The sequence below is a fragment of the Hydrobacter penzbergensis genome, from assembly GCF_900106985.1.
GTDB classification, from domain to species: domain Bacteria; phylum Bacteroidota; class Bacteroidia; order Chitinophagales; family Chitinophagaceae; genus Sediminibacterium; species Sediminibacterium magnilacihabitans.
This window is the reverse complement of the sequence record NZ_FNNO01000001.1, coordinates 503,466-522,217: the sequence shown is the minus strand read 5'-3', so window position 1 is coordinate 522,217 and position 18,752 is coordinate 503,466. Positions and strand designations below refer to the sequence as shown.

The window sequence follows — 18,752 nt, the reverse complement described above, 5'->3', positions numbered from 1 at the left end:
CATGTACTGAAGACGTTTGTACTAATTACCCCTGCTACGGCCACCACCCGCACTGCTGCCTGTGCTTTTGTAGCCGCCGCTGTTGCCGCCCGCACTACTGCTGCTGGAAGAACTGGATGAGGAGTTGTTATTGCCGGAAGAATAAGTGTTGGTATTGCTGAAAGTACGCACGGGCCTGTCCCAACTGCTGGCATTGCTGGAATTATTGGGTGCAGGACTGAACACCCGTCTCATCAGGTTGCCAAAACGATTCTGGTTATTGTCGACATTGATCCATTGTCCGGATTTGTTATCCCGGTAACCGGAATTGGTGTTGTTGTAAGTCCTGTTGCGGAAAGCCGCTATATTCGTTCCCGAGTTGAAGTTTACAGATGTATTGCTTCCATAGAAAACTTTCGGATTCGCATAGCCGATCACAGTGTAAGCGGGACAATTCCATCCCAGGCCCCATCCTGGCCGCCACATCCCATAGCCTAATCCATAACTTAATCCGTAGTTCCAGGCAGGGAACATTGAATAGGAGTAAGGATTCCATCCATATAAGTTATTCCAGGTATTGTAACCACCATAACCATAATAGGATTGGCCAAAATCATAACGGCTGTCGTACCAGTAATCGAAATCATCCAGTGCACTCCAGCGATTACGGTTGGCTACTTTCATGCGCAGGTACTGGTCGTCCTGACTGCTGATATAATCTTCGTAGCGTGCTTCGTTATCCTGCTGCTTTTGCTGACCTGCCGTGAGACCTTCTCTTCCGGGGGAATAATAAACGTCATCGGGTGTTTGTCCGGATTTGTACATAGTAGAACAACCCGCCAGTAAACTGGAGCCGATGAGACCGAGGAGTAGCATTCTTTTCATAACGCCGGCATTAAGAAGTTAGATACTGTGAAGTTACATACATTTGCGTCTCTGTTGCTAGTTAATAATTGAGCGTCAAAGAGTTTGCCAACAAACGATAGCAAGTAAACTATTTTGTTAATAGAATTGTAAAAATTTATAATGAGTAAGGAAATCACATCCAGGGAACAGGATTATTCGCAATGGTACAACGATCTGGTGTTGAAAGGTGATCTGGCCGATTACAGCGCCGTGCGTGGTTGTATGGTGATCAAACCTTATGGTTTTGCTTTGTGGGAGAACATGCGGGATGTGCTGGACAGGATGTTCAAAGATACCGGGCATCAGAACGCCTATTTCCCACTCTTTGTTCCCAAAAGTCTTTTTGAAGCGGAAGAAAAAAATGCAGAAGGTTTTGCAAAAGAGTGCGCAGTGGTAACGCATTACCGTCTCAAGAATGATCCTTCACAACCAGGCAAGCTCATGGTAGATCCCGAAGCGAAACTGGAGGAAGAGTTGGTGGTAAGACCCACCAGTGAAGCGATCATCTGGAATACTTATAAAGGATGGATACAATCGTATCGTGATCTTCCCATACTTGTTAACCAATGGGCCAACGTGGTTCGCTGGGAAATGCGCACCCGTTTATTCTTGCGCACAGCCGAGTTCCTATGGCAGGAAGGACATACCGCGCACGCCAGTAAGGAAGAAGCGATTGAAGAAACCCGGAAGATGCTGGATGTATATGCCGATTTCGTAGAGAATTGGATGGCGGTACCGGTGATCAAAGGCGTGAAAAGTCCGAATGAACGTTTTGCCGGTGCAGAAGACACTTATTGCATAGAAGCGCTGATGCAGGATGGAAAGGCTTTACAGGCCGGTACTTCACATTTCCTGGGGCAGAATTTTGCGAAAGCGTTTGATGTGAAGTTCAGCGATAAAGAAAACAAACTCGATTATGTATGGGCTACCAGCTGGGGGGTGAGCACCCGCCTCATCGGCGCCCTGGTAATGGCGCATAGTGATGATGATGGCCTGATACTTCCTCCGAAGATTGCACCCATTCAGGTAGTGATCGTGCCTATTTATAAAGGCGATGAGCAAAAAGCATTGATCGATGTGAAAGCGCATGAGCTTGTGAAGAAATTAAAAGGACTGGGCATTTCTGTGAAATACGATAACTCGGATAATTCACGTCCCGGTTGGAAATTTGCCGAATACGAAATGAAGGGCATTCCCGTTCGCATGGCCATTGGTGCGCGCGATATGCAAAACAATGTGGTGGAAGTAGCGCGCAGGGACACCAAAGAAAAGCAAACGGTGAGTATGGATGGCATTGAATTCTATGTGCAAACCCTGCTCGAAGAAATACAACTGCATATTTACAACAAAGCCAAAACTTATCGCGATGAACACATCACGAAGGCCGACGATTGGAATACATTTGTAAACCTGCTGGATACCAAAGGCGGTTTTATTTCAGCGCATTGGGATGGTACTGCTGAAACGGAAGAACAGATCAAAGAACAAACCAAAGCAACCATTCGTTGTATTCCACTGGATGCAAAAGAAGAAGCAGGAAAGTGCATCCTCACTGGCAAGCCTTCTTCCGTAAGGGTATTGTTTGCAAGGGCTTATTAATTATGCGACAGAAAGAAATTCATCCTTCCATGCAACCTTACCTCGATGGTAAGGTTTTACTGTTAGATAAACCTCTTAATTGGACCTCCTTTGATGTGGTGAAGAAAGTGCGCATCCTCACGCGCATTAGCAAAGTAGGCCACGCAGGCACATTGGATCCGCTCGCTACCGGATTGCTCATTGTATGTACGGGTAAGTTCACGAAAAAGATCAATGAGTACATGGGCATGGAAAAAGAGTACACGGGCACATTCACGCTCGGAGCTGTTACACGCACCTATGACCTTGAAAGTGAGCCTGAAAACCCTAAAGACATCACCCATCTTACGCCAGAGATGATCCATGCAGCAACCAGGCAGTTCACAGGTCCTATTATGCAAGTTCCGCCTGCACATTCGGCCATCAAAAAAGATGGCAAGCCTGTATACCTGGCGGCCCGGAAGGGAGAGGATGTAGAGTTGGAACCGAGACCCGTGACCATTCATGCTTTTGAGATTGAAAAAATAGAATTACCCAAAGTATATTTCAGGGTGATATGTTCTACAGGAACCTATATCCGCAGTCTCGCTAATGATTTCGGTGCAGCATTGGGTGTGGGTGGATATATGAGCAGTTTATGCAGAACACGCATCGGCACTTTTAAACTCAGCGGAGCTATGTCGCTGGCCGACTTTGAAACATCCATCAAAAAAATGCTGGCATCAGAAGGGTAGGTTGATACCGAACTGGAAAGCGTAGTTGTCTACCTTCAATCCATTCTGCCGGGTATCGGTCCATTCAAAATTTTTGAGGCTCATCCATCCGCCGTTCTGCAAGCGTGCGGGATCTTTTACTTTATAAGCAACATCGAGTCGTATCAACACATACGAGAAGTCAATGCGGATACCGGTTCCCACACCAATGGCCAGGTCGCGGCCCAGGCGTGAAAATGAAAATTGTGCATCGGGATCTGCACTGTTGTTTTTGATGTTCCAGATATTACCGATATCGGCATACAACGCACTGCCTATTTTGAATCCGGCAATCGTCGTAAGCGGGAAACGGTATTCGATATTTGCTTCTATCTGCATATCACCAAACCGGTCGTGGTACCTGCTGGTAGTGATCGTATCACTCGATAAAGAACTACCAGGGCCCAGTTGCCGCAATGCCCATGCACGCATACTGTAAGGGCCACCCGCTATGAACTGTTTGAAGAAGGGTAATGTTCTGCCGATAACAGAATCATTTCCATAGTTGTAACCGGCACCAATGAATCCCCGGTAAGCCAGTTCTGTTTTACCCATTTTGGTAGACTGCTTGTATTCGGCTTCTGCTTTGATGTAGCGGTAAATATTATTGGTGAGGTCAGGTATCATCCCGAATAACCCGCCTGCCTCTTCCACCCCTAAACGGATAAAATGGCTTTTATTTTTATTGTTGGGATTGCTCACCGATCTGTACAATGTAAGACTTTGACTCAACACATTGCCTTCGTTGAAAGAAGCCCGCAGGAAAGGATTGATAGCGATCAGTTTTCTAAGACTGTCGAGTTTGTCAATACCGTATAATTCCAGGTTCAATGGTTTGTATAGCCAAAGATTATCTCCATTGCGTTTCTGCACTTTCCATTCATAACCAAAGCTGGTTACGAGTGAACGCAGACGGTAAATATCGCGCCTGTCTACATAAGAACCATTGATGGAAAGCAGGGTCTTTTTGTTGTCAAGCGCTTTCAACGCTTTCCAGTTTTTGAAGGGCTGGATCAACCGGGGAAATGCATAAGTATGCCCCAGACTGAGTAAGAATGTTTGCACCAGCCGGTCACTTGTTTGCGAGAATAAATTGAGTTCAACTCCCGTGCGCAGGGTGGTGACTGACTGGATGGCCTGTTTCCATACATTTTTGTTGTGGTAAGAGAAGTTGGTAGAAACGCCCCAGGTATTACCCGATATGATATCGGCCCTGTTGAGACTGGTTTCCAGGTCTACGGTAAAACTTTGTTTAACAGCTGGTATGAGAAAATAATAGAGATCGATACTGTCTTTCCCCCTCACCACCGGTGTTACATCTACCTGCTGCCAGGCGCCGATCTGGCCAAGGTTGTTGATGGATTTGAGATAGCTGTCTTCATTGTAAAGATCGCCGCGCCGGAGATAAGTATGTTCTCTGAGCGGACGGTAATTAAAGAGTCCTTTTTTATAACGAAGGATGCCTTCTTTTCTCCTGATCTCATAAAAACCGAGCCCATGTTGTGCAATCAGGCTGTCTGTGACATCGCCCGGCCTGGTCTCGGAATAATAATAATTGTTGGCGATATAGAATGGCTTGATGACAGCCGAATCGGTCACGGGTCGCTGTCGTATGTCTATATCCCAGGCGGGATTTTCTTTCCTGTGTTTGGCTGCTTCGGCAATCAGCTTTGCCTGCTGGAAAGGGTCGAGGGTGAGCGCCAGCAACCTGGCATCGGTACTGTCAACCTGCGCATAAATATTGTCGCGGGTAAACCTGAAGTAACCGTTTTGCCGGTATAGGCTTACGAGCCTGTCGAGTTCGGAACTGATGATACCCTTGCTGTAAGGGTTGCCTTTTTTGAGCAGGCTGTTCTTTTCCTGCTTACGCGTGAGGCGTTGCAGGTTGCTGTCGCTGAGCGTATAGGAAACGGAATCGATGGTAACATTCTTCCCTGCTTCAATGATCATTTGGATATTGGTGCGCAACTGGTCTTTGAATGTATCGATGTTGACAGAGTCTTTGAACCGGGCGTAATAATATCCCTGCGAGTTCAGGTAAGCGTTCATGAAACTGATGGAACGGATAATATTCGTGCTGTCGAAGACCGGCGGGTTTTTGATACGGTCGAAGAAAAAGAACTGGCGAACCTTGCGGCTTTTCAGGCTATCGTCCCAATAATTCTCCAGGTCGGTGGTTAACCTATTTTTCTCATCTTTGGAAAGATTCCCGTTCAGGAGTACTTTATTGGAATAAACAAAAGGGCGGCCGATGGGATAGTTTTGTTTAGCGCAGGAACAGAACAGCGCCAGTAAAAACAGCAGTGAAAAGAGACTGAAAAAAGATATTCGTTTACCGTTCAAATACATACAGGATGTTAAGCAAGAATGAACTCAAATATATTCAATCTTTGTGCCACAAAAAACAAAGGCAGGAGACGGGCCTTTTCCTGGCCGAAGGCCCCAAGCTGGTAGAAGAACTGTTGCACAGCGATTACAGGATCAAAAAGATACTCGCTACCGGCCAGTGGACTGAGGAGCACGGAACAAATCACATTGTTGAGCAGGTAACAGAAGCGGAATTGGAAAAGATCAGTGCGTTGCAAACGCCTAACCAGGTACTGGCGATTGTAGAACAAAAGGCGCTTGCTACTGAACCAGTGATAGAGGGCCGCCTGAGCCTGGTATTGGATGGTATACAGGATCCCGGCAATATGGGAACCATTATACGTATTGCAGACTGGTTCGGTATAGAACAGATCATTGCCAGCGAAGATACTGTTGAATTGTATAACCCCAAGGTGATACAGAGCACTATGGGCAGTTTCATGCGGATAAAACTATGGTATAAACGGCTGACACATTTTTTATCTGCTCTACAGGTTCCTGTATATGGCGCTTTGTTAACAGGAAATAATTTGTATGAACAACCGTTGCTGAAGGAAGGCGTTCTGGTAATCGGCAATGAATCGAAGGGCATCCGCCCGGAGTTGCTTCCGTTCATCAGTCATCCGGTAACCATTCCCAGGATAGGAGGAGCAGAATCTTTGAATGCGGCGGTTGCTACCGGCATCCTGCTTTCCCACCTGATCAAATGATCTTTACAGTTTGTGCAATTGGTCGGCCAGTTCGGTTAGCGGAACATGCTGCATATAAGAACTGATCAGGTTACCATTCTTATCATATAAAGCTGCAAAAGGAACACCGGTCATTTTATAATAATTGCGAAGGAAAAAAGAGTTGCCTTCGGTACCGGTGATGATATTGGGGTATTTATATATTTTATGTTCTTTCACGAACTGGTTAACGGCCGCTAAAGGAAAATAAGTGATCATCACAACAGACGCTTTATCAAAATCATGAACACGCTTGAAAAAAGCATCCATCATCACTTTACAATGATCACAATCGGGAGAGAAGTAAATGAGCAGGATGGGTTTGCCCATAGGCAATTCCGTAGCCCTGTATAATTTGGCGTCACTCTTAACGATTTTGAAAGGGGGTAATTTGCCGCTTTGCGCACAAACAAGACCGGCGCCGGATAAAAACATTGCGAGAAGCAGGGTAAGGTATTTTTTCATATTTGGGAATGATTGATAGAGCTACCGGCAATTTAAGCAATTGTTGTTGCTTATGCCTGCTCCGGTTTGCCGGTAGCTTTTATCATTTGATCATTACCAGGTACTTTTCAACGGGGTATGTACCAGTTTTTTAATAATGAGGTCTTTGGAAGCTTTCACCGCCAGCCGGTGAAAGGGCTGGTGAGGGAAGAATATCTCTGTCATTACACTCAGCCCTCCATCGGCAAATAATTCTACTGAACTCCTATCAACCACGAGGTCCAGCTTTATGCCGGCAGCCTGGCTGAAGCGTGGCGCTGTATGCCTTCCGGCGAAACCCTTTTTGAAATCTATTTCGCCCGAACGTAAGCGATCGATATAATATTGATGAGACAGGGCATCATAACCAATCTCTACTTGCTCACCTGCTTCATTGGACAATACCAGTGAAAGATCCTCGGCTTTATCTGCCTCCAGTTGCAACCGGAAAGGTTGCCCATCGATACCCAGCGATTGGGTAAGATCGAGACTGGAATGAACGGCCAACTGAGTTTTCACTACCGGCTTTTTTTCAATAACATGCATGGCAGATACTGGTGCTGATGCCACCAGCCATTCCTGTTTTACCTGTTTCAAACTTAATACACGTGGGATGGTCATAGCGCTTCTCCAGGGGGAAGTGGGTACTACATTGGCATAGTTCCAGTTACTCATCCAGCCCAGGAAAATTCTTTCTGAACCGGTGTTGGACCAGGTAACACCTGCGTATTCATCTGGTCCGTAATCGATCCACCTGGTACGGGTATCAACGGGTGTGAATTGATGACCGTTGAAGCTCCCAACAAAATATTGCGTAGCAGAACCTCCGTTGGGACCTCCGGGATTCAGGTTCACGATCAGTACCCAATGTTGTTTGCCATGCTCATCAGTTAATGTAAACAGATCGGGACATTCCCAAACGCCGCCATGTGCTCCCAACGCTTTACCAAACTCGCTTTCTTTGGCCCACTCTTTTAAATTGGGTGAAGAGAAAAAGCTGATGCAATCTTTAGTGGCTAGTGTCATGATCCATTTGTGTTGAGGTTCATACCACATCACTTTCGGATCGCGAAAATCAGTGATGCCGGGATTCTTCAACACGGGGTTGCCCGCATATTTGGTCCAGGTCTTACCATCGTCCAGGCTGTATGCGAGGCTTTGATGTTGATAATCGTTTCTCTTTGCACGCAGTGCCGCTGTATCGTGGTGTGTGAAGATGGCAACGAGTGGCGTTTGCCCACCGGTTCCGAATCCAGTGGTATTGTGTTCGTCCACTACTGCACTGCCCGAGAAAATATAACCCAGGCTATCTGGATACAATGCAACCGGCTGATGTTGCCAATGCATAAGATCAGTGCTGGTAGCATGTCCCCAGTGCATAGGACCCCATACCATTGCACCGGGATAGTACTGGTAAAAAAGATGGTAAGCGCCTTTGTAGTACACCATTCCATTGGGATCGTTCATCCATTTTTCTTTAGGAGAGAAATGGATCTGTGGGCGGTGTGGTTCCTGGTAGGTGGACTGCGCCTGCGATGAGAAGGTGGTAACTATGACCATCAACAAAGCAGGTATCCGAATATGGTTCTTCATGTAAAAGGTTTTATACGCACAGAATATGTGATCAGTACCCGGGGTTTTGTTTATACAAACCGTTGGTAAATGTAATCTCCGATTGAGGGATTGGCAAATACTCGTCGCGGCCTGCAGTGAATTTTGCTGTTGCTAAAAAAGACCTCCTGGTTTTTTCAACGGCGATATAGGCATTCAATGTTTGTTCAGCAATACCCCAGCGTACAAGATCAAAGAAGCGGGGTCCTTCCGTTGCAAACTCCAGCCTTCTTTCCCATTGCAATGCTTTGCGTGCATAATCCTGGGTCCAGCCGGTGGCAGGATAAGGTTGGATATTGTATTTGGACGGGAAAGTACCATCGGCTTTTTTAAGTCTTCCTGTGCTGGCTGCCGCTCTTACCCTGATCTGGTTGATCAATGGCAATGCATTGTTTTGTTGTCCCAGTTCAATATAAGCTTCCGCCTGTATCAATAAAATATCATCGTAACGAAGCACATCTTCATTCAATGCAGTGCCCATGAATGGTCCCAACTTCAGGTAAAACGGACTGTTCGCCAGTTGTTGGTGACGCATGGTATGAAAGTTTCCATACACACCCGGATCGCGTACCCAGCTGTTACTAAAAGGCCTGGTATTATCGTATTTGTAAGGATGTCCATCGATGCCAACGGTATGATCCAGGCGGGGATCTACTGTTGCCGTGCTGAGATCAGCGATGTTATTATTGAAATTATCAAAATTGGGCAAACCATTGATATCTGTTGTATGCGCATTGACCAGGTTCTGACTCGCAGCATGGAAACCGCAACAGCCGTACTGTGGCGCACCGTGCGGATAATTCAAACCATCTTCAAAAGCCAACCGGCCGTTGGCGGTACCATCATTGATGCTGAACTGGATCGCAAAAATAGACTCGGGTCCGTTCTTGGTTTCAGCTAAAAAATTATCACCGATATCTGTACTCAAAGCATATTTGCCCGATGAGATCACTGCTTGTGTCAAAGCCACTACTTCCTGCAGCCTGGTTTTGTTGATGTTGATCACCTGGTGCTTATCGTTCTGTTCATAGGCCTGGTATAATCTCAGTTTGGCCAGGTAAGCCTGGGCGGCCAGTTTATTGGCTCTGCCGAGCTGCGGTTGAGTTGCAGGTAAATTGTCGATCGCATATTGAAAGTCAGCTGCGATCTTATTCCAGGAGTCATCGTTTTTCAGATCATTGGAAGTCTTCAATATGTCTGCATCAGTGGCAGTTTCATCGAAAATGGGAATGTTCTTGTACAGGCGCTTCATCGTAAAATAACTGTGCGCTCTCAGGAACCTCAGTTCGGCCAAACGTATTTTTTTGTTGGGGAAACTGGCATCTGAAGTAGCATTCACCGCACGCAATGCTACATTGGCCCTGGAAATGGATTTGAACAGGTTTGACCAGGTACGGGAAACAAAAGCTCCCATAGTAGGTGCTACCAGGTTATAGTGCTCCATGGCATCGATTTCACCCACATCACCGGTACCACCACCCCCTTTGTATGCATCGTCTGAACGAACACTGCCATATGCCCAGTTGCTATAGATAGGGCCAATCATATCTCCGTTTCCAATAGCGGCATAAGCGGCTGTTACCAACCCTTCCACAGCAGTAGGTGATGTGAGGTCTGTAGATGATAATACGCCTGTTGGCGTATAGTCCAGCGCTTTCTTGCAAGAACCCAATAACAGGAGTCCTGATAAAACAGTGGATGATAATATTATTTTAGTTTTCATGATGATTCAATTTTATGGGTTAAAATGAAGCGTTGATACCAAATGAGAATGTTCTGGGAATGGGTATCGGATCAAGACTGATGCGCTCAGGGTCGGGACTTTGGTATTTCTTGCTCTTGATTGTCAGCAGATTTTCGGCCATCAGGTAGAAACGCAACCTCGAGAAAACAGATTTGGGAACAATGTTGTAACCCAATTGAACAGTACGTATTTTGAAATACGACGTATTCACAATGAAATAATCGGAAGTGCGGCCTTCATTGTTATTATCTTTCAATGTCAAAGCAGGAATGCTGGTATTGGTATGTGTGGGAGTCCAGCCATCAAATACGCCGGGTCCAACATTTTCCCTGCTTTTCATGAGATTGTTGAATAAGGTATATACATCAAATCCAGCTCTTCCGCTAACACCTGAACCGAAAACAGACAGGTCGAATTTCTTGTAGCTCATGTCTATCCTGGCGCCATATTCCAAAGAAGGCAGTGTGGTGCCTATCCAGGTTCTGGCATCATCGTCAATTTGACCTTTATGGGTTACATCTACATAACGTATCCGGCCGGGAGCAGCGCCTATTTGTTTGGGAGCCGCATCTACTTCAGCCTGTGACTGGAAGAGTCCGGCAGTTTTGAAACCGAAGATGTCGAACTGCGAATGACCAATGATGGTATTGAGCAGGTTACCGGGGTAAGCTGGACGAACCTTTTCAGGTAAATCTGTGATCTTATCCCTGAAGTGAGAAAAATTCAGTGTTACATTGTATTTGAAATCGCCTGTCTGCGGACCATGATAGCCCAACACCAGTTCCCAGCCTTTGTTGCTTTTGGAAGCGCCGTTCACTGCTTTCGATTGACCTTCGCCCAGCGCCGATGCAACAGGTGGTACGATCAGAATGCCTGTTGTATTCCGGGTAAAATAATCAAACGAACCAAAGATCTTATTGCTGAGAATAGAGAAGTCTATGCCCACGTTGATCTCATCGGTAGTTTCCCATTTAAGTCCCGGGTTGGCAGCCTGTGTTTGTACAAAGCCGGAAGGCAATGTACCGGTAGAAGCGCCGGATAAAGAGTAGGCGGTACCAATGTTCATGTATTGTTCCCAGAAACCTCCTACGAGTTGTGATAATACAGTACCGTACCTGGTGTCGAATAATCCAAAGCGAGCGAGATCGCCGATCTGCTGATTACCTACACGGCCTATACCCACCCTTGCCTTTAATTCGGAGAACAGCCGGTTGTTTTTCATGAAACTTTCCTTGTCAATTCTCCATCCCAATGAAGCTGCGGGAAAAATTCCGTACTGGTTATCGGAACCAAACCTGGATGAACCATCACGGCGTACGGTTAATGCAGCCAGGTATTTATTCGAGAAGCTATAATCGATGCGACCGAATTGAGAGAACAACTGATTTCCTGTAGACCCTCCGGAAACAGTGGTATTGCCCGTACCTGCATTCAGTGTAAAATATTCCTGGGTCTGGATGGCAAATTTTTCTTTCTTGGTGGTCTGGAAGTCCAGCGTGGTTTTGATGTATTCCGTACCTACCAGGAATTTGAAATGATGATTGGCACTCAGGTCCCAGTTGTATCGCAGTGTATTGGAGAAGGTGGTACTCAGGAAATGATTCTGATCGAAAGACAGGCTGTTGGTGGTGCGGTTCAAGGCGCCTTCTGAAAAAGTAGGAGTGATCACTTTACTCAGATAAGTAGCATTGTCGGCACCGAAATTGGATTTGAAAAAGAGGTTTTTGACAGGTTGAATTTCTACAAATACGTTACCGAATGTGCTTAACCGGTTGGCATTGTTCCATTTTGCCAGGTCCTGCATATGCAGCGGATTATTCCGGTCTGAATAACCCGCACCCAGTTCGCCTGCATAAGTAGTACCATCTTTCTGATATACCGGAATGGTAGGTGCCAGCGTAACTGCCAGGAATGTGGTAAGAGCGCCACCCAGGTCCCTGGCCGTGAGCCTTTCATTGGAATTGGCCATGCGCAGGTTCACACCAAAAGTAACTTTGTCGTTAAAAGCGCGTGTGATGGCGTTGATGCTTCCGCCGATGCGGTTGTATCCGGTGAATCGCAACATGCCCGAATTACTCAGTTGGTTCAGGTTGATCTCGACTGAAGAATTTTTATTGCCTACCGATGCAGTCAGGCTGTTGCTGGTAACAATACCTGTTTTGTACATTACACTTTGCCAGTCGGTATTACCCACCGGTGTGTTAGGATCGCCGCCAACGAAGGGCTGGAGCGATACGCTGTTCAATATAGGATTGTTGTAATCTTTGTTCCAATCGAAATTATAGATCTGGCCATATCCGGCAGTCGGATCCTGTTTGTCGTTGACAGAAGCCTGCCATAAGGCTTTACCCCTATCCAGCGAGTTCAGCATTTTTAACCGGAATGGTTTTTCCGACTGGAGGGCAGTACTGCTGTTGAATTGAAAATCCACTTTGCCATTGGTGTTCCCGCCATTCCGGGTAGTCACAATGATCACACCATTAGACGCACGTGAACCGTAAATAGATTCTGCAGACGCATCTTTCAAAACTTGTACAGAGGCAATGTTGGCAGGGTCCAGGTTCTGAAATACCTCGGGTCTCGTAGTAGGTATACCGTCTATTATATACAGCGGATCATTGTTGCCGAGCGTATTGGCACCCCTGATGAGTATCCTGCTCGTTGATCCATTCGGAGAGCCGCTTTTTTCGATATACAAACCTGCAACCCTGCCTTGTAACGCTTGCATAGCATTGCCTGAAGTATTGTTTTTGACAGGCGCCATATCTACAACGGCTACAGAACCCGTCAAGTCTTGTTTTCTTTGTGCGGTATAACCAACGATCACCACATCTTCCAGCGCTTTGCCGGCAGCCGTTAAGATGATATCTATTTGTTGTTTTCCTTCTACAGCAACCGTTTGAGATTCGTACCCAATATAGCTGACCAGTATGAATTTTACTTTGTTGGGAACTGTGATGCTGAATTTGCCTTCAGCATTGGTGGCGGTACCACCGGCGGTACCCTGGAAGGTAATGTTGGCACCGGCCAATGGTTCATTGGTGCGTGCGGCCCTGACAGTACCGGTTAATTGTTTTTGTGCATTTGCATATTGCAATGCAAAGAGCATTACAATCAAAAAAAGCAGGTTCTTTTTCATAGCGCAGTTTTTAATGGTTGGCAATCCTGAGGAATTGAAAATGAGCAGACGCTCGGGTGCGGCATCAGCCGCATGGCTAATTGTGATGGCAATCGCATAAGTGTTGGGGTTTTAGGTTGTATGTGCAGTGAATTCTTTTTAATGGAGAATGAGATCGATTTCCGTGACCAGGTAATCGGGGCATCCGCCTTTTTTGGTAGCAATGAGCGCACCCATGGCACAGGCAAAAGCCAGTGCGTCTTCAACAGCGGCTCCATTGATGAGTTGATGGAGTAATCCGGCAAGGAATGCATCACCGCTGCCTACTGTATCGGCTACTTCAACAGTGTAGCCGGCATGTTGGTATAATTGACCCTCTTTGTAAAGCATAGCGCCTTCACTTCCCATGGTTACTACGATCATGGGTGTTTTGAATTTTTCGTATACGGCTTCAATGCGTTTGGCATGCGTAGGATAATGACCCAGCCAGGAAGTTACCAGCTCCAGCTCGTGAATGTTCAGTTTGAATATGGTTGCTTCACTGATGAGGTATTCGATGGTAAACTGATCATAGTGTGGCGCACGGAGATTGATATCGAGTACTTTGGTACGAGCCAGGTGCAACAATTTGAAAAGCGTATCTCTTGATTGCAAGCTCCTTGCCGATAAACTGCCGTAAATAAAATAGTTGGCATTGACGGCCAGCTCAAGGTTTTCATGGTCAGCCACGATCTCATCCCAGGCAGCGGGCTTCACAATATCATAGACCACATCGGTTTGCTCGTTGGCGAGCACTCTCACTAAACCAGTTGCATAGGTTTTATCTAACTGCACATAATGTGTGCTGAGTCCTGCATTTTTCATCACTTCCACCAGGTCAGATCCATATTGATCGGAACCGATACGGGTGATGAGCGCAGGCGCCTGACCCAGCTTTTGCAAGTGATAGGCTACATTCATGGGAGCACCTCCGGGCTTGGCACCCGACGGAAAAAGATCCCAAAGGATTTCGCCATAAGAGGCGATGTTGTGTTTGTGTTGGTTCATATAGCAGTCATTAAGCAATCATGGATGATTTTAGTGCAACACCAGGCTTCTTTCAATCTGTTCAAGCGATTTACCCTTGGTCTCCGGCATGAACTTCCATACGAATACCAGTTGCACCAACATCATCACCGTGAAAAACAAAAAAGTATGTCCGCCTCCGAGTTTCTCTGCCAGTACCGGGAAGGAAAAAGCGATCAATGCCGCCATGAACCAGTGCGTGAAGCTGCCCAGGGTCTGGCCTTTGGCCCGCACCTGGTTGGGAAATATCTCTGAAATGAATACCCATATCACAGCTCCCTGACTGAATGCGAAAAATGCGATGTATACGAGCAGGTAAACCACAATGCCCGGTCCGCTGAAATCCTGCAGGTAAAAAGACCGGGCTACGAGGCCCAGGGTGAAGACCAATCCTACAGACCCGATCAGCATCAGTTTTCTTCTGCCTATCCGGTCAATGAAATTGATAGCCACCAGTGTGAACAGAAAATTTACACCGCCGATACCTACAGTCGATAAAAGAGAAGAGCTGCGGCCCAAACCTGTCATTTCAAAAATGCGGGGCGCAAAATAAATAATGGCATTGATGCCCGATACCTGGTTGAATATGGCAAATGCCACCGCTAGAAAAATAGGGAACTTGTTTTTCCTGGTGAACAATACCTCTCCGCCACCACTGGCAGCTTCCTGCGCTGCATTAGTTTCGATACCGGCGAGTACCGTATCTGCATTTTCCGGATTGATGATGGTCAGGATGCTCGCAGCTTCTTCTTTCCTGCCTTTGTGCAGCAATAGCCAACGCGGACTTTCCGGTATCAAACGCAACAGCAGCAGGAAAAGAAGTGAAGGCAGGGCCTGGATACCCAACATCCACCGCCAGGACAAGCCACCGGTTTCGCCAATCAGGTAATTGGAAAAATAGGAGATGAGTATGCCCAGCACTACATTGAACTGGAACATGGCTACCATCCTGCCGCGCGACTCCGGGGGCGAGATTTCGGAAATATACACTGGTGCGGTTACAGAGGAAGCGCCTACTCCCCATCCGCCCAATAAACGGAATAGTAAAAACAGGTGCCAGTTGGTGGCAAAGGCCGTACCGAGAGAGGCAATAAGATAGGTAGCGGCAATGATCATCAGGGTTTTCTTTCTGCCCAGGTTGTCGCTGGGCATGCTACCGGTGAGGGCTCCGATGATGGTGCCGATCAATGCAATGGAAATGGTTAGTCCGTGTTGAAGAGAACTGAGGTGCCAATATTGCTGGATAGATTGCTCGGCACCGGAAATCACAGCCGTATCAAATCCGAATAAAAATCCACCCAGAGAAACAATGACACTCCAAAGAAGTACTTTTCGTTTGTTCATATAGCAAGCTTTCGGGATCAAACTTAGCTTTGGAGGGCAGGATTTTATTTTAGAAATTGTATCAAATAGTTTTAGAAGAGCAGTTTCAGAAGAATATTTTTATATTATTGATAATCAACTATTTAATAAAATTTTGAAACTTGCTTGCTTTTCTTTCTTATAATTTTGTTTCAATAATTTTTAAAAATATTCCAATTTTAATAGACCAATCCTGCTTGAAAGGGTAGATAAGTGGTACTCGCCGGATGTTTTTCTATATTAATGAGGGGAATGCTTATTTCACCTTTCCAAGCAAACATTGTTCAACGATTGTGAGTATGCCATGAGAAAATACTATTTCATCCTTATTGTAACGACTATTGGGTTCCTGACGGGGTGTACCCGCGGTGGAAACAAAGACAACCAGTTCCGGATCGGTTTTTCGCAATGTGTGGGATCGGACCAGTGGAGGAAAAGCATGCTGTTAGGTATGCAGCGGGAACTGAGTTTTTCTCCTAATACCACACTATTATATAAAGATGCCGATAACAGCAGCGAAGTACAGATTGCCCAGATCAATGAATTATTGAAGGAAGGGATTGATCTGTTGATTGTAAGTCCCAATGAAGCCGCACCCCTTACACCGATCATTGAACAAGTATACACCCGCGGAATTCCCGTGATTGTGATCGACCGCAAAACAAGTTCGCCACTTTATACAGCCTATATTGGCAGCGATAATTATGAAATAGGAAAACGCGTAGGGCAATACACGGCCAATATGTTGCATGGCAAAGGCAATGTGATTGAAGTAACAGGGTTAGCGGGATCATCTCCGGCTATTGAAAGAGAAAAAGGATTTTATGAAGCTTTGAAAGGATATCCCGAAATCAAGATCATTGCTCATTTGCATGGCAACTGGCTGAAGGATAAAGCTTACCGGGAGTTGAACAACCTTCCGAAAGAAGTAAGGGCATCTGCCGATGTGGTTTTTGCACACAATGATATGATGGCGCTGGGATCGTATGAATGTTTTAAGGCGGCGGGTCAATTGAGCAGGGCGCATTTTATAGGTGTGGATGCCTTGCCGGCGACAGGGTTACAATTTGTGTCGGATAGAATATTAAGCGCTTCTGCTTTATATGGTACGGGCGGACAGGAAGCCATTCAGACAGCCATGGCCATTTTGCGTCATGAAGATTTTAAAAAAGAAAACATCCTCAAAACGGTGTTGATCGATTCCACGAATGTGGACCTGATGAAGCTGCAGAACGAGAAAGTCAACAGCCAACAGGCAGATATTGTGCGGCAGCAAAAGATGATCGACACGCAGCGAAGAATTTATCAGAACCAGAGTGTCACCCTGCTCATCATCCTTGCCAGCCTGATCATTGCGGTGATACTGGCGGCCGTTACCTTCTATTACCTGCGCGAAAATAAAAAGATCGCCAAACGGTTGCGGCAAAAAAACGAAGAAATCATCCGGCAACAACAGCAGTTGATTGAAATGTCCGATAAAGCAGAAGCGGCACATGATGCCAAACTGAAATTTTTTACCAATATCTCGCACGAGTTCAGGACACCGTTGACGCTGATATTGGCGCCGCTGGAAGACCTGCTGAATAATCCCAAACTCAATTTTGTTACCCGCAACCACCTGAACCTGATCAGGAAGAATGTCATTCGTTTGTTGCGCCTGGTGAATCAATTGATGGATTTCAGAAAAATAGAGTTGGACAAGCTGCAATTGAAAGCATCGGAAAACGATTTCATTGCTTTTGTTACCGATATCATGGACGCTTTCAAAGACCTCGCAGCTAAAAGGAATATCGATTTCCGGTTACTGACCAAAGAAAAACAACTGCTTCTCTGGTTCGATGTTAACATGTTAGACAAAGTGATCTTCAATCTTTTGTCCAATGCGTTTAAGTTTACCAGTGATGGTGGATATATACACCTGCACATTGCCCAACAAAACAATAGCAATCATGTTTTGCTCAGGATAGAAGACAACGGTGTTGGTATGAGCAAGGATACCGTGGATCACGCTTTTGAATTGTTTTATCAGGGTGAATATGAAAATTACAAGGGATCGGGTTTGGGGCTGGCTTTGTCGAAAGAGCTCATTGTATTGCACAGGGGTACTATACAGTTGTCAAGTGAAAAATGGAAGGGGAGCAGTTTTGAGATCAGGCTGCCGTTAGGCAATACCCACCTGGAACCCCAGGAAATGGTGTCAACAGACGCAAATACCCAGGTGCCGTACAACGATGAAAAGATATATACCGAAGAACTGCGCCTCGAATCAATGCCTTTACCCGAATTGGCATCGGTTGAACAGGCAAAAGAGCATACCATTCTGATAGTAGAAGACCATGCCGACCTGCGGAATTTCATCACAGCCAAATTATCACCTGCTTATGAAATCATTGAAGCGGATAACAGCCAGACTGCTTTGCAGCAGGCGTTCGATACTATTCCCGACCTGATCATTTGCGATGTGGTGATTCCAGGTAAGGACGGCATTGCGTTGACGAATATCCTGAAATCGGATATCCGTACTTCACATATCCCAGTAATCCTGCTGACAGCCAAAACAGGTGTGGAAGAACAGATAGAAGGCATGAAGAAGAAAGCGGACTGTTACATTACGAAACCTTTCAACGTGCAATACCTCGAAGAAACAGTGAGCAGTCTGATTGCCAACCGCTCTATGTTAAAAGAGCATTATACCGGCGAATTACCTGCTAACCTGAAAACGCAGGTGATCAGCAAAGACGATAAAAAGTTTACAACCGGATTCACCGCACTGGTGGAAGCCAACCTGTCTAACGAACATTTTGATGTGGAAGAAATATGCAGGTCGATGGGCATTTCCAGGGTGCAATTGTACAGGAAAGTCAAAGCATTACTGGATGTCAATGTAAATGAATACATCCTTCAGAAAAGATTGCAGAAAGCCAAATATCTTTTAAAACAGGAAACAGGGCCGATAGGGGAAGTGGCGTATAAAGTTGGTTTCTCTTCTCCGGCATATTTTTCCACTGTGTTTAAATCCCGGTTTGGGATCACACCCAAAGAATTCAGGGAGCGATAGT

12 protein-coding genes are annotated in these 18,752 nt (G+C 46.0%); 4 read left to right on the top strand and 8 right to left on the bottom strand.

Features of this window, described 5'->3' with window-relative positions; all coding sequences use genetic code 11:
* Nucleotides 1–21 precede the first annotated feature (21 nt).
* Nucleotides 22–864: a hypothetical protein gene (locus tag BLU98_RS02405; protein ID WP_139173815.1), complete on the bottom strand. Its 843-nt coding sequence runs from the start codon at nucleotides 862–864 to the stop codon at nucleotides 22–24.
* A gap of 141 nt (nucleotides 865–1,005) precedes the next feature.
* On the opposite strand from BLU98_RS02405, the gene proS reads away from it, so the two are divergent.
* Together proS and truB are read left to right on the top strand one after the other, a co-directional pair.
* On the top strand, nucleotides 1,006–2,484 hold the full coding sequence (gene proS, locus BLU98_RS02400; RefSeq protein ID WP_092721618.1) for a proline--tRNA ligase: 1,479 nt from the start codon (nucleotides 1,006–1,008) through the stop codon (nucleotides 2,482–2,484).
* Between the two features lie 2 nt (nucleotides 2,485–2,486).
* Nucleotides 2,487–3,197: a tRNA pseudouridine(55) synthase TruB gene (gene truB, locus BLU98_RS02395; protein WP_257574658.1), complete on the top strand. Its 711-nt coding sequence runs from the start codon at nucleotides 2,487–2,489 to the stop codon at nucleotides 3,195–3,197.
* Here the strand turns inward: truB and BLU98_RS02390 are convergent.
* Nucleotides 3,186–5,564, bottom strand: coding sequence for a BamA/TamA family outer membrane protein (locus tag BLU98_RS02390; RefSeq protein WP_092721616.1), 2,379 nt, complete (start codon nucleotides 5,562–5,564; stop codon nucleotides 3,186–3,188). The two genes, truB and BLU98_RS02390, sit on opposite strands and share 12 nt — an antisense overlap.
* A gap of 5 nt (nucleotides 5,565–5,569) precedes the next feature.
* On the opposite strand from BLU98_RS02390, the gene BLU98_RS02385 reads away from it, so the two are divergent.
* The gene (locus tag BLU98_RS02385; protein WP_092721615.1) at nucleotides 5,570–6,292 is read left to right on the top strand and encodes a TrmH family RNA methyltransferase; all 723 of its coding nucleotides are present in this window, start codon (nucleotides 5,570–5,572) and stop codon (nucleotides 6,290–6,292) included.
* 3 nt (nucleotides 6,293–6,295) lie between these two features.
* On the opposite strand, the gene BLU98_RS02380 is transcribed toward BLU98_RS02385, so the two are convergent.
* The 6 genes from BLU98_RS02380 to BLU98_RS02355 all read right to left on the bottom strand — a co-directional run bounded on the left by BLU98_RS02380 (nucleotide 6,296) and on the right by BLU98_RS02355 (nucleotide 15,696).
* Nucleotides 6,296–6,775 carry a TlpA family protein disulfide reductase gene (locus BLU98_RS02380; protein WP_092721614.1) on the bottom strand — a complete coding sequence of 160 codons (480 nt, stop codon included), beginning with the start codon at nucleotides 6,773–6,775 and terminating at the stop codon, nucleotides 6,296–6,298.
* Between the two features lie 93 nt (nucleotides 6,776–6,868).
* Nucleotides 6,869–8,386, bottom strand: a complete 1,518-nt coding sequence (locus BLU98_RS02375) for a glycoside hydrolase family 32 protein (protein ID WP_092721613.1) — start codon at nucleotides 8,384–8,386, stop codon at nucleotides 6,869–6,871.
* A gap of 31 nt (nucleotides 8,387–8,417) precedes the next feature.
* Nucleotides 8,418–10,127, bottom strand: coding sequence for a RagB/SusD family nutrient uptake outer membrane protein (locus BLU98_RS02370; RefSeq protein ID WP_092721612.1), 1,710 nt, complete (start codon nucleotides 10,125–10,127; stop codon nucleotides 8,418–8,420).
* Between the two features lie 19 nt (nucleotides 10,128–10,146).
* Nucleotides 10,147–13,287, bottom strand: coding sequence for a SusC/RagA family TonB-linked outer membrane protein (locus tag BLU98_RS02365; RefSeq protein WP_092721611.1), 3,141 nt, complete (start codon nucleotides 13,285–13,287; stop codon nucleotides 10,147–10,149).
* A 138-nt stretch (nucleotides 13,288–13,425) separates the two neighbouring features.
* On the bottom strand, nucleotides 13,426–14,313 hold the full coding sequence (locus BLU98_RS02360; RefSeq protein WP_092721610.1) for a carbohydrate kinase family protein: 888 nt from the start codon (nucleotides 14,311–14,313) through the stop codon (nucleotides 13,426–13,428).
* Nucleotides 14,314–14,343: 30 nt separating this feature from the next.
* Nucleotides 14,344–15,696 (bottom strand): sugar porter family MFS transporter, encoded by a 1,353-nt coding sequence (locus BLU98_RS02355; RefSeq protein ID WP_257574655.1) that lies wholly within the window; start codon nucleotides 15,694–15,696, stop codon nucleotides 14,344–14,346.
* Nucleotides 15,697–15,997: 301 nt separating this feature from the next.
* Here BLU98_RS02355 and BLU98_RS02350 point away from each other — a divergent pair, with 301 nt between their 5' ends.
* Nucleotides 15,998–18,751, top strand: a complete 2,754-nt coding sequence (locus BLU98_RS02350; RefSeq protein WP_092721608.1) for a hybrid sensor histidine kinase/response regulator transcription factor — start codon at nucleotides 15,998–16,000, stop codon at nucleotides 18,749–18,751.
* Nucleotide 18,752 lies beyond the last annotated feature (1 nt).

Bases quoted from the DNA above. Each gene is read 5' to 3' on its own strand.
- BLU98_RS02350 (WP_092721608.1), top strand. From the start codon at position 15,998: ATGAGAAAATACTATTTCATCCTTATTGTAACGACTATTGGGTTCCTG.
- BLU98_RS02375 (WP_092721613.1), bottom strand. From the start codon at position 8,386: ATGAAGAACCATATTCGGATACCTGCTTTGTTGATGGTCATAGTTACC.
- BLU98_RS02380 (WP_092721614.1), bottom strand. From the start codon at position 6,775: ATGAAAAAATACCTTACCCTGCTTCTCGCAATGTTTTTATCCGGCGCC.
- BLU98_RS02390 (WP_092721616.1), bottom strand. From the start codon at position 5,564: ATGTATTTGAACGGTAAACGAATATCTTTTTTCAGTCTCTTTTCACTG.
- truB (WP_257574658.1), top strand. From the start codon at position 2,487: ATGCGACAGAAAGAAATTCATCCTTCCATGCAACCTTACCTCGATGGT.
- BLU98_RS02370 (WP_092721612.1), bottom strand. From the start codon at position 10,127: ATGAAAACTAAAATAATATTATCATCCACTGTTTTATCAGGACTCCTG.
- BLU98_RS02385 (WP_092721615.1), top strand. From the start codon at position 5,570: ATGTTAAGCAAGAATGAACTCAAATATATTCAATCTTTGTGCCACAAA.
- BLU98_RS02365 (WP_092721611.1), bottom strand. From the start codon at position 13,287: ATGAAAAAGAACCTGCTTTTTTTGATTGTAATGCTCTTTGCATTGCAA.
- proS (WP_092721618.1), top strand. From the start codon at position 1,006: ATGAGTAAGGAAATCACATCCAGGGAACAGGATTATTCGCAATGGTAC.
- BLU98_RS02360 (WP_092721610.1), bottom strand. From the start codon at position 14,313: ATGAACCAACACAAACACAACATCGCCTCTTATGGCGAAATCCTTTGG.
- BLU98_RS02405 (WP_139173815.1), bottom strand. From the start codon at position 864: ATGAAAAGAATGCTACTCCTCGGTCTCATCGGCTCCAGTTTACTGGCG.